This is a genomic window from Nocardioides insulae DSM 17944 (assembly GCF_000422825.1).
In the GTDB taxonomy this organism is placed as follows: Bacteria; Actinomycetota; Actinomycetes; order Propionibacteriales; family Nocardioidaceae; genus Nocardioides; species Nocardioides insulae.
This window is the reverse complement of sequence record NZ_KE383929.1, coordinates 252,741-271,543: the sequence shown is the minus strand read 5'-3', so window position 1 is coordinate 271,543 and position 18,803 is coordinate 252,741. Positions and strand designations below refer to the sequence as shown.

Annotated in this window: 15 protein-coding genes; 9 read left to right on the top strand and 6 right to left on the bottom strand. The window is 70.7% G+C overall.

Features of this window, described 5'->3' with window-relative positions:
• The first annotated feature begins 5 nt into the window (after nt 1-5).
• Nucleotides 6-1,169: a glycerate kinase gene (locus G515_RS0115875; protein WP_036555887.1), complete on the top strand. Its 1,164-nt coding sequence runs from the start codon at nt 6-8 to the stop codon at nt 1,167-1,169.
• Between the two features lie 54 nt (nt 1,170-1,223).
• On the opposite strand, the gene G515_RS0115870 is transcribed toward G515_RS0115875, so the two are convergent.
• Both G515_RS0115870 and G515_RS21850 read right to left on the bottom strand, forming a co-directional pair.
• Nucleotides 1,224-3,308 carry a 3-hydroxyacyl-CoA dehydrogenase NAD-binding domain-containing protein gene (locus G515_RS0115870; RefSeq protein WP_028660935.1) on the bottom strand — a complete coding sequence of 695 codons (2,085 nt, stop codon included), beginning with the start codon at nt 3,306-3,308 and terminating at the stop codon, nt 1,224-1,226.
• 2 nt (nt 3,309-3,310) lie between these two features.
• Nucleotides 3,311-4,552 (bottom strand): thiolase family protein, encoded by a 1,242-nt coding sequence (locus tag G515_RS21850; protein ID WP_036555886.1) that lies wholly within the window; start codon nt 4,550-4,552, stop codon nt 3,311-3,313.
• Nucleotides 4,553-4,813: 261 nt separating this feature from the next.
• Here G515_RS21850 and G515_RS0115860 point away from each other — a divergent pair, with 261 nt between their 5' ends.
• Nucleotides 4,814-5,782, top strand: a complete 969-nt coding sequence (locus G515_RS0115860; protein WP_051218477.1) for a PAC2 family protein — start codon at nt 4,814-4,816, stop codon at nt 5,780-5,782.
• Complete coding sequence (locus G515_RS0115855; RefSeq protein ID WP_051218476.1) at nt 5,779-6,651, top strand: acyl-CoA thioesterase; 873 nt, start codon at nt 5,779-5,781, stop codon at nt 6,649-6,651. The genes G515_RS0115860 and G515_RS0115855 overlap by 4 nt, the downstream gene beginning before the upstream one ends.
• Before the next feature lie 95 nt (nt 6,652-6,746).
• On the opposite strand, the gene G515_RS0115850 is transcribed toward G515_RS0115855, so the two are convergent.
• Nucleotides 6,747-8,255 carry an ATP-dependent DNA ligase gene (locus tag G515_RS0115850; RefSeq protein WP_028660932.1) on the bottom strand — a complete coding sequence of 503 codons (1,509 nt, stop codon included), beginning with the start codon at nt 8,253-8,255 and terminating at the stop codon, nt 6,747-6,749.
• A 100-nt stretch (nt 8,256-8,355) separates the two neighbouring features.
• Between G515_RS0115850 and G515_RS0115845 the strand changes: the two genes are divergently transcribed.
• The gene (locus G515_RS0115845; RefSeq protein ID WP_051218475.1) at nt 8,356-9,279 is read left to right on the top strand and encodes a DNA-3-methyladenine glycosylase family protein; all 924 of its coding nucleotides are present in this window, start codon (nt 8,356-8,358) and stop codon (nt 9,277-9,279) included.
• A gap of 6 nt (nt 9,280-9,285) precedes the next feature.
• Here G515_RS0115845 and G515_RS0115840 read toward each other — a convergent pair whose 3' ends face one another.
• Nucleotides 9,286-10,548 carry a phospholipase D-like domain-containing protein gene (locus G515_RS0115840; protein WP_028660930.1) on the bottom strand — a complete coding sequence of 421 codons (1,263 nt, stop codon included), beginning with the start codon at nt 10,546-10,548 and terminating at the stop codon, nt 9,286-9,288.
• 105 nt (nt 10,549-10,653) lie between these two features.
• On the opposite strand from G515_RS0115840, the gene uvrB reads away from it, so the two are divergent.
• From uvrB to G515_RS21845, 3 genes are all read left to right on the top strand, one after another.
• Nucleotides 10,654-12,816, top strand: coding sequence for an excinuclease ABC subunit UvrB (gene uvrB, locus G515_RS0115835; RefSeq protein ID WP_028660929.1), 2,163 nt, complete (start codon nt 10,654-10,656; stop codon nt 12,814-12,816).
• Between the two features lie 141 nt (nt 12,817-12,957).
• Nucleotides 12,958-13,395: a VOC family protein gene (locus tag G515_RS0115830; RefSeq protein ID WP_028660928.1), complete on the top strand. Its 438-nt coding sequence runs from the start codon at nt 12,958-12,960 to the stop codon at nt 13,393-13,395.
• Nucleotides 13,396-13,488: 93 nt separating this feature from the next.
• On the top strand, nt 13,489-14,784 hold the full coding sequence (locus G515_RS21845) for an MFS transporter (RefSeq protein WP_245565438.1): 1,296 nt from the start codon (nt 13,489-13,491) through the stop codon (nt 14,782-14,784).
• Between the two features lie 44 nt (nt 14,785-14,828).
• On the opposite strand, the gene G515_RS0115820 is transcribed toward G515_RS21845, so the two are convergent.
• Complete coding sequence (locus tag G515_RS0115820; protein ID WP_028660927.1) at nt 14,829-15,359, bottom strand: YbhB/YbcL family Raf kinase inhibitor-like protein; 531 nt, start codon at nt 15,357-15,359, stop codon at nt 14,829-14,831.
• Between the two features lie 138 nt (nt 15,360-15,497).
• Here G515_RS0115820 and cobA point away from each other — a divergent pair, with 138 nt between their 5' ends.
• Both cobA and G515_RS0115810 read left to right on the top strand, forming a co-directional pair.
• Complete coding sequence (gene cobA, locus G515_RS0115815; RefSeq protein WP_028660926.1) at nt 15,498-16,724, top strand: uroporphyrinogen-III C-methyltransferase; 1,227 nt, start codon at nt 15,498-15,500, stop codon at nt 16,722-16,724.
• A 1-nt stretch (nt 16,725) separates the two neighbouring features.
• Nucleotides 16,726-17,529: a TrmH family RNA methyltransferase gene (locus tag G515_RS0115810; protein WP_028660925.1), complete on the top strand. Its 804-nt coding sequence runs from the start codon at nt 16,726-16,728 to the stop codon at nt 17,527-17,529.
• Between the two features lie 236 nt (nt 17,530-17,765).
• Here the strand turns inward: G515_RS0115810 and G515_RS0115805 are convergent, their stop codons facing one another.
• Entirely contained in the window at nt 17,766-18,707 is a 942-nt protein-coding gene (locus G515_RS0115805) for a type IV toxin-antitoxin system AbiEi family antitoxin domain-containing protein (protein ID WP_028660924.1), read from the bottom strand.
• Nucleotides 18,708-18,803: the final 96 nt, after the last annotated feature.

Here is an 18,803-nt window from a genome sequence, read left to right as displayed (position 1 = left end):
CCGGCATGACCAGGCATCTCGTCATCGCCCCCGATTCCTTCAAGGGCAGCTGCTCCAGCCCCGACGTCGCCGCAGCCCTGGCTCGCGGCTGGCGCAGGGGAGCCCCGCAGTGGCGGATCACCGAACTGCCGTTGGCGGACGGGGGCGAGGGCACCGCCGCTGCGCTCGTCGCGGCTCTGGACGGGACCATGGTGACCGAGCAGGTCGATGGCCCGCTGGGGGAGCCGCTGCCCGCTCACTACGGACTACTCCCGCATCTCGGCGACGACGGACCGCCGACGGCAGTGATCGAGATGGCGGCGGCGGCCGGGCTGGACCTGGTGGACCCCACTCCGCGGAGCGCAGGTCGGGCGTCGACCTACGGCGTCGGACAGTTGGTCCGGGCCGCCCTGGAACGGGGCGCGAGGAGGATCGTGCTCACCCTCGGCGGCAGCGCCACCACCGACGGTGGGGTCGGGATGGCGCAGGCGCTCGGCGCCAGTTTCACCGACCACTCGGGGGCAGAACTCGATCGCGGAGGTGCCGCGCTGGCCGGACTCCGGACGATCGACCTGAGCGGTCTCGACGAGCGGCTGAGGGGGTGCGAGGTGCTCGCGGCGTGCGACGTCGACAACCCGCTGAGCGGTCCGAGCGGAGCGGCTGCTGTGTTCGGGCCCCAGAAGGGCGCGGACGGACCGACCGTGGAGATCCTCGACCTCGGACTGCGTCGGCTGGGGGAGACCCTCGCCGAGCACGGGGAGGACCATCGCGACCGGCCCGGCGCCGGCGCGGCCGGTGGCCTCGGTTTCGGTGCTCTGGTCTTCCTCGGAGCTCGGCTGACCGGCGGGTTCGATCTGGTGGCCGACGCGGTCGGGCTTGATGCCGTGCTGCGGGACGCCGATCTCGTGCTGACCGGAGAGGGTGCCCTCGACGTCCAGTCCATGGGTGGGAAGGCCCCCGTCGGTGTGCTCCGCAGGGCACAGCACTTCGGCGTGCCCGTGATCGCGCTCGCCGGGTCGGTCGCGGAGGGGTCCAGACCGGCCGTCGAGGCCGGCATGACGGCCGTCCTCTCCGTCGTACCCGGCCCCGGGACGCTGGCGGAGGCGGTCAGCGGAGTGGAGCAGAATCTCGAGCGCACCGCCGAGCAGGTGGCACGGCTGTGGAGTGCGGCGGACGGCGGCCGCGGCTGAGCACGCGCCCCGACGGGCCCGGCAGACGTGTGCCGGGCCCGTCGACGTGACCGCTCAGTGGAAGGTTCGACCGAGCACAGCGGTCGAGATGCCCTCCCTGTCCAGCAGCATCGTGAGGCCGCCGTTCCAGAAGCAGAAGCCGGCACCGGTGATCATCGCGAGGTCGATGTCCTCGGGGGCGGAGGCGACTCCCTCCTCGAGCATCCGGGAGGTCTCGTCGGCCAGCGCCTCGAGCGTACGGCGGCGGACCTGCGTCTCGTCGAGCACCGTGGTGCCGATGGTCATGAGCTCGGCGACGGCGGGGTCCACCTCGAAGGTCCCGGGCGCGTAGAAGCCCGGCTTCCCGGCCTCGACCACCGCTCGGAGGTTGGCCGAGACGTGGAACCGCTCCGGGAAGGCCGCGTGCAGCGTCTCCCCGTTGTGCAGCGCGATCGCCGGGCCGACCAGGGCGATGAGCAGATAGGGCGGCATCGGCGTCACGCCGGCGAAGGCGCGGTCGACGACCTCGATGGGCGTGCCGTCGTCCGCGATCCTGGCCACCTCTCCCATGAACCGGCCGAGCAGGCGGTTGACGATGAAGGAGGGGCTGTCCTTGACCAGGACGGCGGTCTTCTTCAGCGCCTTGCCGGTCGCGAACGCGGTCGCCAGGGTGGCCTCGTCGGTCTCCTTGCCGCGGATGATCTCCAGCAGCGGCATCACCGCCACCGGATTGAAGAAGTGGAATCCCACCAGCCGCTCGGGGTGATCGAGGTCGGCCGCCATCTCGGTGATGGAGAGCGAGGAGGTGTTGGTGGCGAGGATCGTCTCGGGCGAGACCACCTTCTCCACAGCTGCGAAGACCTGTCGCTTGACCGACAGTTCCTCGAAGACCGCCTCGATCACGAAGTCGGCGTCCGCGAAGGCACTGGCCTGGTCGACGGTGCCGCTGACCAGGGCCTTGAGCCGGTTGGTCGCATCGGGGGATGCCTTGCCGGCAGCGAGGCGCTTGTCGAGCTCGGCGTGGACGTAGGCGACACCCTTGTCCGCCCGCGACTGGTCGAGGTCGGTGAGCACCACCGGCACCTTGAGCCGCTGCACGAACAGCAGGGCCATCTGGGAGGCCATCAGGCCCGCGCCGACGATCCCGACCTTGGTGACCTTGCGTGCCAGCGCCCGGTCCGGTGCACCCGCGGGCCGCTTGGCCCGCTTCTGCACCAGGTCGAAGGAGTACAGGCTGGCCAGCAGTTCCGGCGTACGCGACATCGCCTCGAGGGCGTCGTCCTCGGCTGCGAAGCCCTCGTCGCGGCTCGCGGCGCGGGCGCCGGCGAGCAGGTCCACGGCCCGCACGCCGGCGGGGGAGGCGCCGCCGGTCCTGCCCGCGACCACGCCCTCGGCGCGGCGTACGGCGGCGTCCCAGGCCTCGCCCCGGTCGATCTCGGTGCGCTCCACCGTGATCGTGCCGGTCAGGACATCGCCGGCCCAGGAGAGCGAGCGTTCCAGGAAGTCGGCGCCGGTGAACATCGCGTCGGCGATGCCGAGCCCGAACGCCTGCGCGCCGGTGAGGGTGCGGCCGTTGTTGAGGGGGTTCTCGATGAAGACGGTGGTGGCCCGCTCGGGACCGATCAGGTTGGGCAGCAGGTGGCTTCCGCCCCAGCCCGGCACCAGGCCGAGCATGACCTCGGGCAGGCCGACCGCCGCCGCGGTGTCCAGGATCGTCCGGTAGGTGCAGTGCAGCGCCACCTCGAGGCCGCCACCGAGGGCGAGCCCGTTGATGAAGCCGAAGGACGGCTTGCCGCCGTCGATCAGCCTGCGGAAGACGGCGTGGCCCAGTTCCGCGATGACCCGTACGCCGTCCGGCCCGGCCGCGGCGAGCGTGGTCAGGTCGGCGCCGGCGGCGAGGATGAACGGCTTGCCGGTCACGCCGAGGGCGACGATCTCGTCGTCGGCCAGGGCGGCGTCGATGGCGGCGTCGAGCGAGATCAGGCCACGCGGGCCGAACGTGTTCGGGCGGGTGTGGTCCAGGCCGTTGTCGAGGGTGATCAGGCCCATCACACCGGCGCCGGCGGGAAGGGCGACCTTGCGCAGACGGGCGGTGGTGACGACCTCGTCCTCGGACGCGAGCGCGGTGGCCCTCTCGATCAGGGTGCTGAGTTCGGTCATGGTCAGGCCACCTTTCCGGCGGAATCGATGATGGCGGCCTCGCCCTGCTCCTGGTGCGCGGACCAGTGCGGGTTCTCCCAGATCACGGTGCCGCCCATGCCCAGGCCGATGCACATGCTGGTCAGGCCGTAGCGGGCCTCTGGGCGCGCCTCGAACTGTCGGGCGAGCTGGGTCATCAATCGGACGCCGGAGGAGGCGAGGGGGTGGCCGAAGGCGATCGCGCCGCCGTACGGGTTGACCCGTTCGTCGTCCTCGGCGAGGCCGAAGTGGTCGAGGAAGGCGAGCACCTGGACGGCGAAGGCCTCATTGATCTCGAAGGCATCGATGTCCTCGATGGACAGTCCCGCCTTGGCCAGCGCCTTCTCCGTGGCGGGGATCGGGCCGACGGCCATCACCTCGGGCTCGACCCCGGCGAAGGCGAACCCGACCATCCGCATCCGGACCGGGAGGCCGAGCTCGCGGGCGGTCTCCTCGTCGGCGAGCAGGCAGGCGGTCGCACCGTCGTTGATGCCGGCGGCGTTGCCGGCCGTGACGCGGCCGTGCGGCCGGAACGGCGTCTTGAGGCCGGCGAGCTGCTCGACCGTCGTCCCGGGACGCATCGGCTCGTCGACGGTGGCCAGCCCCCAGCCCTCCTGCGCCGATCGGGTCGCGACGGGGACCAGGTCGGGCTGGATGATGCCGGCCTCGTACGCCGCAGCCGCGCGTTGCTGGGAGCGCACCGCGAGCGCGTCGCAGCGCTCCTTGGTGATGGCGGGGTAGCGGTCGTGCACGTTCTCCGCGGTGTTCCCCATCACCAGGGCGTCGGGGTCGACGATCCGCTCGGCGACGATGCGCGGGTTGGGGTCCACGCCCTCGCCCATCGGGTGCCGGCCCATGTGCTCGACCCCGCCGGCGATGACGACGTCGTAGGAGCCGAAGGCGATCCCGCCGGCAGTGGTGGTCACGGCGGTCATCGCCCCGGCGCACATCCGGTCGATGGCGAAGCCGGGCACACTCGCGGGCAGGCCGGAGAGCAGCCCGGCGGTACGGCCCAGCGTGAGGCCCTGGTCACCGATCTGGGTGGTCGCGGCGATGGCGACCTCGTCGATCCGCTCGGGCGGAAGGTCGGGGTTGCGACGGAGCAGGTCGCGGATGCACTTGATGACGAGGTCGTCGGCCCGCGTCTCGGCGTACTGGCCCTTCGCCTTGCCGAAGGGGGTGCGTACGCCGTCGACGAAGACGACCTCTCGCAGCTGTCGGGTCACCGGATCTCCTGGAGCGTGGACGACGGATGGGCGGTTGCCCGCCAGTAACGTTACTAGGGGGTAACAAGAGATGCGATGTGAAGAGCGTGTGCGCCCACTCACGTCGGCCCCGACGGGGTCAGGCCGCGTCGGCTCAGGACGGGGGAATATCGTGGAGGTCGTGGACGCTGGGCCTGCGCCATGTGGAACCGCAGACCCTGGAGACGCCGTCCCGCCCTGCCGCCTGAGCCCCAGGCGGACCATCCGGAGAGGAAGAACCCTGTGCCCCAGTCGCGCCTGGTCCACATCGTCGACGAGGTCCCCGAGCTCGCCGACCACGACGGGCCGCTGTCGATGCTGGTGGTGCTGGATGGATTCCTCGACGCGGGCAAGGCGGGGGAGCACGCCGTACGCCACCTGCTCGCCCAGGCCGCGGGCCAGGCCCCGGTGGTGGCGACCTTCGACGTCGACCAGTTCCACGACTACCGCGCCCGTCGTCCTCCGGTGTCCTTCGTCCGCGACCACTACGAGTCCTACGACGCGCCGCGGCTGATCGTGCGGGTGCTGCGGGACCTCGGTGGCACGCCGTACCTCCTCCTCAGCGGACCCGAGCCGGACACCCGGTGGGAGGCCTTCACCCACGCCGTGCGCGATGTGGTGGAGCGCTTCGACGTGGACCGGGTGATCGGATTGAGTTCGGTGCCGATGGCGGTGCCGCACACCCGTCCGATGACCCTCACCCAGCACGCCAACAACCCCGACCTGATCACGCGGGAGTCCCCGTGGAACGGCGAGATCCGGGTGCCCTCGAGCGCTCAGGGCCTGCTCGAGATCCGCCTCGGCGAGTGGCAGCACGACGCGATGGGGTACGTCGCCCACGTGCCGCACTACCTGGCCCAGCTCGACTACCCTGCCGCGGCGGCCGGGCTGCTGGAGCAGGCCGAGATCTCAGCGCGCCTCACCATCGACCTGGCCGACCTGCATGCCGAGGCGCAGCAACGCGAGCAGGAGATCGAGCAGTACCTCCGTGACAACCACGAGGTCGGAGACGTGGTGGCCGCCCTCGAACGGCAGTACGACGCGTTCCAGCGGGCCGAGGAGTCCGGGTCGAGCCTGCTGGCACAGGACCAGCCGCTGCCGACGGGCGAGGAGCTCGGGCGAGAGTTCGAACGCTTCTTGGCGGGGCTGGAGGGACCCGAGGGGCCCGAAGGTCCCGAGGGCCGCGGCGGCCCCGAGGGCGAGGACCGGTGAGCACTTCCGCGGGCGCGGCCGAGGCCGTGCAGCGGCTGGTCGCCACCCTCGATCTCGAGCAGCTCGACCTCGACCTCTTCCGCGGTGCGCCCGCACCGAACGACCGCGGTCGGGCCTTCGGCGGACACGTGGCCGCACAGGCCCTCATCGCGGGAGTGCGCTCGGTCGAGGAGCAGTTCACCGTGCACTCCATGCACTCGTACTTCCTGCTGCCGGGCGACTCGGACGCTCCGATCATCTACGACGTCGAGCGGATCCGAGACGGCCGCTCGTTCCTGACCCGCCGCGTGGTCGCTCGCCAGCACGGCCGAGCGATCTACTACCTCACCGCGAACTTCCAGCGCCACGAGGAGGGCTACGAGCACCAGGACGCCATGCCTTCGGTCCGGCCGCCCGAGAAGGGCCTCGACATGATCGCGCTGATGGCCTCGATGGGCGGCGCGGAGGGCGCCGCCCTGGCCCGCGAGTGGGGCGCGGTCGAGATGCGCGCGGTGGGCAACTCCCAGCGCGGCCTCACCCCCGACCCGACCCGTCCGGCTCAGCAGCGGATGTGGCTCCGGATCGCCGCCCCTCTGCCCGAGGATCCGCTGGTCCACCTCGCGGCCTTCACCTGGGCCAGTGACATCACCCTGCTCAGCGCGTCGATGGCGGCTCACTCGCTCGACACCTCGCGGGTCCAGATGGCCTCGCTCGACCACACCCTGTGGTTCCACCGCCCCTTCCGCGCGGACCAGTGGTGGCTCTACGACCAGGAGTCACCCTCCGCGCAGGGCGGACGCGGGCTCTCCCTCGGCCGGGTCTTCGCCCACGACGGCACCCTCGTGGCCACCGCGGCGCAGGAAGGGATCATCCGCCCGCCTCGCGGCTGACCCCCGCCCGCGCACCAGAAGGGCCCGTGCCGGGAGGTCGCTCGCCCGCGCGGGGCACGCGAGGGCACCTGCCGGGGCTCCGCGGCCCGGGGTGGTCACCCCTCCAGGGCCCGAACGGCGCCGATCGTGTCGGCGTCCTCGGCACGCTTGTCGTCGCGGTAGCGGACGACCCGCGCGAACCTGAGCGCGAGACCGCCGGGGTAGCGGGTGGAGCGCTGGAGGCCGTCGAAGGCGATCTCGACCACCTGCTCGGGCCGCACGTGGACGACGTGCCCGTCGCGCCCGGTCTCGAGCTCGAGGAAACGCTCGGTCTGCCAGGCGAGCATCTGGTCGGTCATCCCCTTGAACGTCTTGCCCAGCATCACGAAGTCGCCCGTGTCGGGGTCGCGGGCACCGAGGTGGATGTTGGAGAGCCAGCCCCGGCGGCGCCCCGAGCCCCATTCGACGGCCAGGACGACCAGGTCGAGGGTGTGGACCGGCTTGACCTTGATCCAGGCGGCCCCGCGGCGGCCGGCGGCGTACGGCGCGGCGAGGTGCTTGACCACGACGCCTTCGTAGCCGGCCGAGACGGCGTCGTGGGCGAAGGTCTCGGCCGCCTCCGGGTCATCGGTGATGAGCCGGGCGACGCGATGCCGCTCGGGGACCAAGGCGTCGAGCGCGGCGAGTCTGTCGGCCAGGGGACGGTCGACGAGGTCGCTGCCGTCGAGGTGGAGCAGATCGAAGAAGAAGGCCCGCACCTCCTCGCCCTCGCCATGGGTCGCCGTCCGTGAGGCGGTCTCCTGGAAGGCGCGTGGTCGGTCGTCCTCCCCGAGCAGCATCGCCTCACCGTCGAGGACCAACCGGGTGGTGGGGAGCTCGCGGACGAGGTCGGCCACCTCGGGGAGCCGGGCGGTGATGTCGTCGAGGGTCCGGGTCGCGATCCGCACCTCCTCGCCGTCCCGATGGACCTGGATGCGGATGCCGTCGAGCTTGGTGTCGACCGCAGCCCCACCGGGGTCGGCCACCTTGGCCAGCGCCTCCGTCACGGAGGCCGCACTCGAGGCCAGCATCGGGAGCACGGGCCGACCGACCTCCAACCGGAACTCGGCCAGGGCCTCGGATCCGGCGAAGGCTGCTGCCGCGATCGCCACGGTGGACCCGGCCATCATGGCCGCCCGCCGGACCGCGACGAGTGGTACGGCGGCCGCCTGGGCCAGGCCCTCCTGGACCAGCGAGTCCAACGCGCCCTGGCGGAGTTCCCCGGTGACCAGGCCGCTCAGGAACCCCTGCTCGGCTGCGGTGGCCCGGCCGAAGAGCTGGTCCACCGCAGCCCTGCGCCGGCCCTGCGACCCGGCGCCGGAGAGTTCGGAGATCAGCTGGAAGGCCCCATGCACCTCGCGCACCTGGAGCGTCGGCACCTCGGCGGGCTCGGGCAGCTCGGTCAGGCCGCGCCAGCCGAGTCCGGTACGTCGTTGCAGCAGGGTGCCGCCGAGATAGGCAACCACGATGGCGAGGTCGTCGGCATCGGCGGCCGACAACCGGTCGGCCAGGGCGGCCGACTTGGCCTTGCGCGACCGGGTGGCGGCCACCGCGGCATGGGTCTCCACGAGGTCGGCGAGCAGCATGGGAACAGTCAACACCCGACCACGGACAGTCCCCGACCGTTGCACCGGCCGGCGAGGCCCGGACGGGCGGCTGTTGGCGGGACGGCCTAGATTCGTGGGGATGGAGCGGGGAGGCACGACACGCAGCATCGAACTGCACCGACCGGTGCGGCTCGCCGCGATGCTGGGCCCCCTGCGGCGGGGCAGCGGCGACCCGACGTACCGGATCGAGGGGGCGGGTGCAGGCGTCGAGCACTGGCGCGCGGTCCGGACCCCCGACGGCGTCGCCGCGTGGAGCGCCAGTCAGGACGGCGACACGGTGCGGGTCACGGCCTGGGGGGAGGGCGCCCAGTGGGCGCTGGACGCGATGCCGAGGCTGTTGGGGCAGGACGACGAGCCCGACGGCTTCGCGCCCGAGCATCCGTTCCTGCGCGAGGCGGTCCGGCGCCACGGCGTACCCCTGATCGGTGCGACCGGCCTGGTGATGGAGGCCCTGGTGCCGGCGATCGTGGAGCAGAAGGTGACCGGGCAGGAGGCCTTCGCGGGCTACCGCCGACTGGTGACCCGGTTCGGCGAGCGCGCCCCGGGCCCGCGTGAGGACCTGTGGCTGCCGCCGTCCCCGGAATCGTTGCGTGCGATCCCCAGTTGGGCCTGGCTGAGACTGCCGGTCGACCCCGCCCGCTCCCGGGCCGTCGTGACCGCGGCCCGGGTCGCGCCGAGCCTGGAACGCACCCTGGGCCTTCCCGGCGACGAGGTCGAACGCCGGCTGACCAGCCTGCCCGGGATCGGCGAATGGACCGCGGCCGAGGTGCGCGCGCGTGCCCACGGGGACCCCGACGCGGTCTCCTTCGGCGACTACCACGTGGCGAAGGACATCGGATGGGCGCTCACCGGCGAACCGTGGGACGACGAGCGACTGCGTGAGTTCCTCGAACCCTTCAGACCGCACCGCGCGCGCGTGGTTGCGCTGGTGTACGCCGCTTCCGGCCACCGCCCCCGACGTGGGCCGCGGATGGCTCCGCGCACCCACCTGCCCGGCCGATGATCCCGATCACAGGAAGGGACGCAGCGGGGTGAGGACCAGCTCGGTGAACTTGCGGTGCAGGTCGCGCGCCTCCCATTCGTGGGCGGTGAGCTCGAGTGAGTTGCTCTGGTCGAGCTCGAAGAGCTCCTCCATCACCGTCGCGAGGCCGGCGTCGATGACCTCCACGTTGATCTCGTAGTTGCCGGTGAGGCTCATCCGGTCGATGTTGGCGGTGCCCACGGTGGTCCAGAGCCCGTCGACGGTGGCTGTCTTGGCATGCACCATCGCGTCCTTGTAGCGCATGATCCGGACCCCGGCCTCCAGCAGCTGGGTGAAGTAGCCGCGGGAGAGCCAGTCGGCCACGATGTGGTTGGACTTCAGCGGCAGCAGGATCCGGACGTCGACCCCGCGGCGGGCCGCCAGCACGAGCGCGTCGACGAAGTCCTGGTCGGGCAGGAAGTAGGCGTGCGTCATCCAGACGTTGCGTGCCGCGCGGTGGATGGCTTCGAGGTACATCCCGCGGATCGGGAACATCCACAGCCTCGGCACATTGCGATGGAATCGCACCGCGGTCTCCCACCTGATCTCGGAGGTGCCGAGCAGGAGCGGTCGCCGGCTGGGGCCCAGCAGCCGACGGCGGTGCAGGTTCCAGAAGTCCGCGAAGGCCCGCTTGAGATCCCACACGCCGGGACCGGTGATGCGCACATGCGTGTCGCGCCACTCGGTGGCGTAGGCCGAGCCGATGTTGTACCCGCCGACGTACCCGACCTTGTCGTCGACGACCAGGATCTTGCGATGGTCGCGGCCGTACCGACTGAGGTCGAAGAACCGCCAGCCGGCGCCGTAGACCGGGAAGCGGAGCACCTTGACGGTGTCGGGGAACCGGAGGAAGCGCGGCGAGACCACCAGGTTCGCGAAGGCGTCGTAGATGATGTGTACCTCGACCCCCCGGGCGGCGGCGTCGGTGAGGGCTTGCTTGAACCGCTCGCCGATCTCGTCGCCCTTCCAGATGTAGGTCTCGAAGAGGACCAGCCGCTCGGCGCTCTCGATCGAGGCGATCATGTCGTCGTACAGATCGGCACCGAAGCTGTACGTCGTGATCTCGCCGTGGCCGACGCGCGCGCTGGTCGGTTGCATGGTGGGGAACGGACGGGAGCGCTTGCCGCGGCGGCGGTATGAATCCACCACGCTCATCACGACGGCGAGCAGCGCCGGGACCCCGAAGAACACGAGCAGTGCCCGGCGCAGCCAGAGCCAGAGCCGGGCGACGGGCGGGCGGAATCGGGTCACGCGGCCAATCTAGCGGCCGACGTTCCCGCCGCGCCGTAGCGTCGGCGTCACCTTGCGGACCGTAGCTGTCCGCTCGTGTCGGCGTGGCCCCGTAGGCTCGGACCCATGCGTCCCGTCACCGATCTCGAGCGCCGCGTGGCCCCCTTCACGGTCGTCTCCGACTATTCACCCTCCGGTGACCAGCCCGCCGCGATCGCGGAGATCAGCCGGCGGATCGAGGGCGGCGTCGAGGACGTCGTCCTGCTCGGTGCCACCGGCACCGGCAAGACCGCGACGGTCGCCTGGGTGGCCGAGCAGGTGCAGCGTCCGGTGCTGGTGCTCCAGCCCAACAAGACCCTGGCCGCCCAGTTCGCCAACGAGTTGCGGCAGCTCTTCCCCCGCAACGCCGTGGAGTACTTCGTCAGCTACTACGACTACTACCAGCCCGAGGCGTACGTCCCGCAGACCGACACCTACATCGAGAAGGACTCCTCGATCAACGAGGAGGTGGAGCGGCTCCGGCACTCGGCGACCAACAGCCTGCTGACCAGGCGCGACGTGATCGTGGTGTCCACGGTGTCGTGCATCTACGGCCTCGGCACACCGCAGGAGTACGTCGACCGGATGCTGCGGCTGCGGGTCGGCGAGGAGCACGACCGCGACTCCGTCCTGCGCCGACTGGTGGAGATCCAGTACACCCGCAACGACCTGTCCTTCACCCGGGGCACCTTCCGGGTCCGGGGCGACACCCTGGAGATCTTCCCGGTCTACGAGGAGCACGCGGTGCGGGTGGAGTTCTTCGGCGACGAGATCGAGCGTCTGATGACCCTGCACGCCGTGACTGGCGAGGTGCTGACCGAGGACTCCGAGCTCTACATCTTCCCCGCGAGCCACTACGTCGCCGGTCCGGAGCGGATGGAGCGGGCGATCAACGGCATCGAGTCCGAGCTCGACCAACAGCTGAGCGCCTTCGAGAAGCAGGGCAAGATGCTGGAGGCCCAACGCCTGCGCATGCGCACCACCTACGACATCGAGATGATGCGCCAGATCGGATCCTGTTCGGGCATCGAGAACTACTCGATGCACATCGACGGCCGCGAGCGGGGCAGCGCCCCCAACTGTCTGATCGACTACTTCCCCGAGGATTTCGTCCTGGTCGTGGACGAGTCCCACGTCGCCGTACCGCAGATCGGCGGCATGTACGAGGGCGACATGTCCCGCAAACGCAACCTCGTCGAGCACGGGTTCCGACTGCCCAGCGCGATGGACAACCGGCCGCTGCGCTGGGAGGAGTTCCTGGAGCGGATCGGCCAGACCATCTACCTCTCGGCCACTCCGGGTGACTACGAGCTCGACAAGGTGACCGGTGCCGACGGCCGGCCGGACGTCGTGGAGCAGATCATCCGACCCACCGGGCTGATCGACCCCGAGGTGGTGGTGAAGCCGACCAAGGGTCAGATCGACGACCTCATCCACGAGATCAAGGAGCGGGTGACCAAGAACGAGCGCGTGCTGGTCACCACGCTCACCAAGAAGATGTCGGAGGACCTCACCGACTACCTCCTCGATGCCGGCATCCGCACCCGCTATCTGCACTCGGAGGTCGACACGCTCAAGCGGATCGACCTGCTCCGCGAGCTCCGGATGGGCGAGTACGACGTCCTGGTCGGCATCAACCTGCTGCGGGAGGGGCTCGACCTGCCGGAGGTCTCGCTGGTGAGCATCCTGGACGCCGACAAGGAGGGCTTCCTGCGCTCGGACAAGTCGCTGATCCAGACGATCGGCCGGGCCGCGCGAAACGTCTCCGGGCAGGTGCACATGTACGCCGACCGGATCACACCCTCGATGGAGGCGGCCATCGACGAGACCAACCGCCGCCGCGCGCTCCAGGTCGCCTACAACACCGAGCACGGGGTCGACCCGCAACCGCTGCGCAAGAAGATCGCGGACATCACCGAGATGTTGGCCCGCGAGGACGAGAACACCCAGGCGCTGCTGCAGACCTGGGCCGATGTGGGGGAGAAGGGGCGCGCCGGGGGCGTCAAGCCGGCCGCGGGCAAGGGCGGCAAGGTCGCGCCGACCCCGGTGCTGGGCGATGCCGCGGCGGAGGCTCGCGAGCACGGGCTGGTCGGGCTGCCCAGCACCGACCTCGCCCAGCTGATCCAGGAACTCACCGAGCAGATGAAGGGTGCCGCCGCCGAGCTCCAGTTCGAGGTCGCCGCCCGCCTGCGGGACGAGATCGGCGATCTGAAGAAGGAGCTCCGCCAGATGATGGAAGCGACCAAGTGAGCGGCAGCGCCGAGCGAGGAACGAGCTCTGGTGTTTCCGACGAGCGAGGAGCTGCGCGAGCGGAGCGAGCGCCGGCGACCAAGCGAGCGGCAGTGAGGGCAGCGGACAGCACCTGTCCGGCCGGGGGCCTAGCGTGAGGTCATGACGACGATCCGCGAGGTCCAGATCACCTTCGACTGCGCCGATCCGCGCGGCCTCTCCCAGTTCTGGAACGAGGTGCTCGGCTACGTGCTCCCACCTCCGCCACCGGGCTTCGCCTCGTGGGATGAGTTCTCGGCATCCCTTCCGGCGGAGCAGCGCAACGCCGCGTCCGCCTGTGTCGACCCCGACGGTGCCGGGCCGCGGATCTTCTTCCAGCGGGTTCCCGAGGCCAGGACGGTGAAGAACCGTGTCCATCTCGACGTCCGGGCCGCGCCGGGCCTGGAGGGAGAGGAGAGGATGAGCGCCCTGGAGGCGGAGGCCGAGCGCCTGGCCGCGCTCGGGGCCACCCGGGTCTCCCGCTTCGAGCCGGCGCCTCCGATGAGTGCGGGCTGGATCGTGATGCAGGACCCGGAGGGCAACGAGTTCTGCCTCGACTGACCTCCCCTTCGCGGTGACCGGCCCCCGGGAGGGCGATGACCGACCCATGGAAGGATGCCGGTCCGACAGCGGGCCCAGAGTAAAGTCCGGGCAGTGACATCTACGCCCGAGCGAGCAGAACGACGGGCCTGGATCGTGTGGGGCGTGGGCCTGGCGGCCTACTTCCTCGCCATCTTCCACCGTTCCTCGCTCTCGGTGGCGGGGTTGGAGGCCACTGACCGGTTCGGGCTCTCCGCCTCGGGGCTGGCGACCTTCACGATGCTGCAGTTGCTGGTCTACGCCGCGATGCAGGTGCCGGTGGGTCTGCTGATCGACCGGTTCGGCTCACGCAGCATCCTGTTGGGCGGCGTGCTCGTGTGCAGCGCGGCCCAAGCCGGGTTCGCCTTCGCGGAGAGCTATCCGCAGGCCCTGATCGCGAGGTTCTTCGTCGGGGTGGGCGACGCGATGACCTTCATCTGTGTCATCCGGCTGGTCGCCGCCTGGTTCCCGGGCCGGCAGGTCCCGCTGGTCACGACGCTGACCGGGACCATCGGGCAGGGTGGGGCGATCGTGGCCGCCGTACCCGTGACCCTGGCGCTGCGGCACTGGGGCTGGACCTCGACGTACCTCACCGCGGCCCTGCTGGGACCGTTGGTCGCCCTGCTCCTGGCCCTGCTGTTGCACGACTCACCGGAGGGCAAGCACCTGCGGGGAGCACCGATGAACCTGCGGTCCGTACGCCGCAGCCTGGGCGCGTCGTGGGGTCACCCCGGCACCCGGCTGGGCTTCTGGATCCACTTCACCACCTGCTTCAGCACGCATGCGATCTCGCTGCTGTGGGGGCTGCCGTTCATGGTGCGCTCGGAGGGCCTCTCGGAGGAGGCGGCCGGAACGCTGCTCACCCTGTTCGTGGTCGTGGCGATGTGCTCGGGCCCGGCGATCGGCTGGAGCATCGGTCGCTACCCGTGGCAGCGTTCCACCATCGCCCTGGGCGCCTGCCTGGGCGTCGTGGCGGCTTGGACGCTGGTGCTGTGCTGGCCGGGGGAGGCCCCGGTGTGGACGCTGGTCGTGCTGATGGTGGCGCTCGGGGTCGGCGGCCCGGCCTCGATGATCGGCTTCGACGTGGCGCGCACCTCCAACCCGCCGGAGCGGCAGGGCAGTGCCTCGGGGCTGGTCAACCAGGGCGGCTTCATCGCCGCGCTCCTCACCGTGCTGGCGATCGGCTGGATCCTGGACTGGCGCAGCCCGGCGGGTACGGACTACGCCGCCTCCGCCTTCACCTGGGCGATGTCCTTCCAGTACATCCTGTGGGCCATCGGCCTGACCCAGATCCTGCGTTTCCGTCGCCGGGCCCGCACATCGCTCATCGAGGAGCACGGCGGGCGGCCCACCGCTTTCGACCGGGTGTGAACCGACCACGGCCCCGGACCAACCGGTCCAGGGCCGTCGGTGGATCAGGCGTCGACGGTGGCGATGAGCAGCCCTCGGGCGGCCGTCTTGAAGGTCAGGTTGAAGTTGACGAACGCCGGCGTGGTGTCGGCGTCGACCCCGAGCTTCTCCTCGGTGACCGCGTGGACCGCGAAGTAGTAGCGGTGCACCATGTCGTTCTTCGGCGGCGCGGCACCACCGAAGTCGCGGGTGCCGAAGTCGTTGCGGACATGGAAGGCGCCCTCGGGCAGCCCGGCGTCGCCGAGCACGCCGGCGCCGGCGTCCAGCGAGGTGATGTGGGCCGGGATGTCGACGGCCAGCCAGTGCCAGAACCCGCACACGATCGGTGCGTCCGGGTCGAAGCAGGTCACCGTGTAGCTCTTGGTGCCCTCGGGGCCCGGCTCCCAGGAGATCTGGGGCGAGGTATTGGCACCGGCGTAGACCTGGGCCTCGCCGAGGGGCTGGCCGTCGGTGAGTTCGGTGCTGGTCACGCGCAGGGAGGGAACCTGCGGCAGCAGTTCGTACGGGTCGGGGTGGACCGGACGCTCGAGGGACATCTCACTCCTAATTGATGATCGGTCGTTCGCCCCGAACCTATCTGGCCAGTGGACCCACTCACATCCGGTCCCGATCCCCGGTTGTCCAGGCGATGACCTGAGTGCCGGTCCGCGAACCCGGCACGACACAATGTGGGGGTGAGCGACTTCCCGCCGTACCCCGCCGGCCTCCGTCTCGCCGGCCGCCGCACCGTCGTCATCGGGGGCGGACACGTCGCCCAGCGGCGCGTGCCCGGCCTGATCGCCGTCGGCGCCGAGGTCCACGTCGTCTCACCCGAGATCACCCCCGCACTGGAGGGCCTGGTCGGGGCGGGCGAGATCAACTGGCACGAGAAGGAGTTCGACCCCACCGACCTCGATGGTGCCTGGTACGTCATCGCGACCACGGCCACCCCCGAGGTCAACGAGGCGGTGCATCTGGCCGCGGAGGCGCGTCGGGTCTTCTGCGTTCGCGCCGATGACGCCCGCGACGCCTCGGCGTGGACCCCCGCCGTGGGGCGGCACGCCGGCATCACCGTCGCCGTGCTCGGCAACCGCGAGCCGCGCCGCTCGGCTGCGGTCCGGGACTCGATCCTGGAGGCGCTGCGCGAGGGCGTGATCCTCAGCAGGGAGGACCGGGAGCGTACGCCGGGCGTCGTTCTCGTCGGCGGCGGGCCCGGGGAGCCGGACCTGATGTCGGTGGCCGGGCGCAAGGCGGTCATGGAGGCCGATGTGGTGGTGGCCGACCGGCTGGCGCCCCGCGAGATCCTGGACGAACTGCCTGCCGACGTGGAACTGATCGACGTGGCCAAGCTGCCGCGGGGACGCTCCGCCCAGCAGGAGGAGATCAACCGGATCATCGTCGAGCGGGCCAAGGCCGGGCAGTGCGTGGTGCGCTTCAAGGGCGGGGACAACTTCGTCTTCGGTCGTGGCTACGAGGAGGTCATCGCCTGTCGCGAGGCCGGTGTGCCGGTGACCGTCATCCCGGGGCTGACCTCCCCGGTGACGGTGCCCGGCGTCGCGGGTATCCCCGTCACCCACCGCGGCGTCGCGCACGATTTCACGGTGATCTCGGGCCATCTGCCGCCGGGGCACCCGGAGTCGCTGACCGACTGGTCGGCCGTCGCACGACTGCACGGCACGGTGGTCCTCATGATGGCCGTCCAGAACGCGCCCGCCATCGCCGAGGCGCTGGTGGCCGGAGGACGAGCGGCGACCACCCCTGTCGCTGTCATCTGCGACGGCACCATGCCGACCCAGCGCACCGTGCTGGCCACCCTCGGCACCCTGGCCGAGCAGCTCACCGCACACGCGGTCCGGCCCCCGGCGATCATCGTCGTCGGCGAGGTGGTCCGCGTCGCCCACCCGGACGCGTTCTCGGACTGACGTGGCCGAGTTCATCGAGATCACCGACCCGGACGACCCCCGTCTGGCCGACTACCGAGACCTGCGTGACGTCGAACTGCGCAAGCACCTGGAGTCGGAGCACGGGCTCTTCCTCGCCGAGGGGGAGAAGGTCGTCCGTCGGGCGGTGGAGGCCGGGTTCGAGGCACGCTCCTTCCTGATGGCGCCGAAGTGGCTGGACGGTCTGGCCGACCTGCTCGACGGTTCCGAGGCGCCCTGCTACGTGATGTCGGAGCAGTTGGCCGAACGAGTCACCGGCTTCCACGTCCACCGCGGCGCTCTGGCCTCCCTCTCGCGCCGGCCGCTTCCGACGGTCGAGGACGTGCTCGCCGGTGCCCGATCGGTGCTCGTGCTGGAGGATCTGGTCGACCACACCAACGTGGGCGCGATCCTGCGCAGCGGTGCGGCGCTGGGGTTCGACGGCGTACTCCTCGCTCCGCGGTGTGCCGACCCGCTCTACCGACGCTCCATCAAGGTCGCCATGGGTGCGGTCTTCTCCCTGCCGTGGACCCGCCTCCCGGACTGGTACGACGCTCTCCCGATGCTCTCGGCAGCCGGGTTCACCACGGTCGCCCTCACCCTCGCCGATGACGCCACCGAGATCGAGACCGCGGTGGCCGGCGTGGAGCGGGTCGCCCTGGTCCTGGGCTCGGAGGGCCACGGGCTCAGTCCGCGCTGGGAGACCTCGGCCGATCGGCGGGCCATCATCCCGATGAGTGCCGGCATCGACTCGCTCAATGTCGCCGCGGCCACCGCCGTCGCCTGCTACGTCACCTCCCGCCGCTGACCCTCCCCGCCGTTGAGTTGCGCCTTGCGGATCGTTGAGTTGGGTCTTGCGGACGGTTGAGTGGGGTCTTGCGGACGGTTGAGTCGGCCCTCCCGGACGGTCGAGTCGGGTCTTGCGGACGGTCGAGTCGGGTCTAGCGGACACATTGAGTCGTCTGTCCCGAAGGCGGTGTCGTTCGTCGCTGCGGTAGGGCGAGCGGTGCGTGCGGAGGCCGAGCGATCGGTAGCGATGGTCGCTCACCATCGCCGTGAAGAGTAGGACGGGTTCTGGAGCGCTTCGCGCAGTTTGCGGAGCCATGCGTCGAGTCGGTCGCCCGAGAAGTCCCCGCGCCGTACGACGATGACGAGCCATCCCTCGCGTCGCAGGTTCTCCCGCCGCTCTCGGTCATGCAGACGCTGGGCCTCGGTCGACTCGTGTGCCTCGCGGCCGTCGTACTCCACGCAGACACGCCGGGACGGATACGCGAAGTCCACTCGGTAGGCCAGCACGCCGTCGATCTCGACCCAGAACTGAGGTTCGGGCAGAGGGAGGCCCGCGTCGATGATCGCGAGGAGCGTCCAGGATTCACGAGGCGATTCGAGCCGCGGGTCGACGTACGAGATGAGCTCTCGTGCCTGGATCACTCCTCGCCGTCGGCGGAAGCGTCCGATCTCCACCGCCAGTGCGGCTGGTGTGACAGCGTACGCACGAGCGAAGTCGTTGAGGGCCGCGTAAGCCTCCCCGCGACGGAGGTGGCAGGCGAGGTCGAGGGACGTGCGCAGCGGGGTCGTGACCGTGACCCCGCCGATGACCATCATGTCCCGAGGCAGGAGATCCCGAGAGCCTCCGCGCAGGTCTCGCCGTCGGGTGGGGGCGTTACCGCGACGCGCACAGGTCTCGATCGGAGGAAGATGCTGGAGTTCATCGGGCGCGAAGGTATCGATGCCGAGCAGCCAGGCCGCCGTGCGGTCGACGACCACATGGTGGGGAGTCACCACCAAGGCTGCGGCTCTTGCCCGGAGTTCGATCCCATCGGGGATGTCGGACCGTGCGTAGACCCCTCTGAGGAGACGACGCACCTGGCCGGCGCGCAGCCGGCGTCGAAGTCGGTAGTGGTCGTGCCCGAACTCTCGTGCCTGGACGGCCGTGAACGGGAAGTCGGGAAGTTCCTTGGTGAACAGGGTGCTGGACGATGTCATACCTCGGCAGGTTGGAGCATTCCGAGGTGCCTCGCTTCCGCAGTTCAACCGCCTGTGAATAGGCATTGTTGAGAGCGGCGATGTGGGACCGACGAG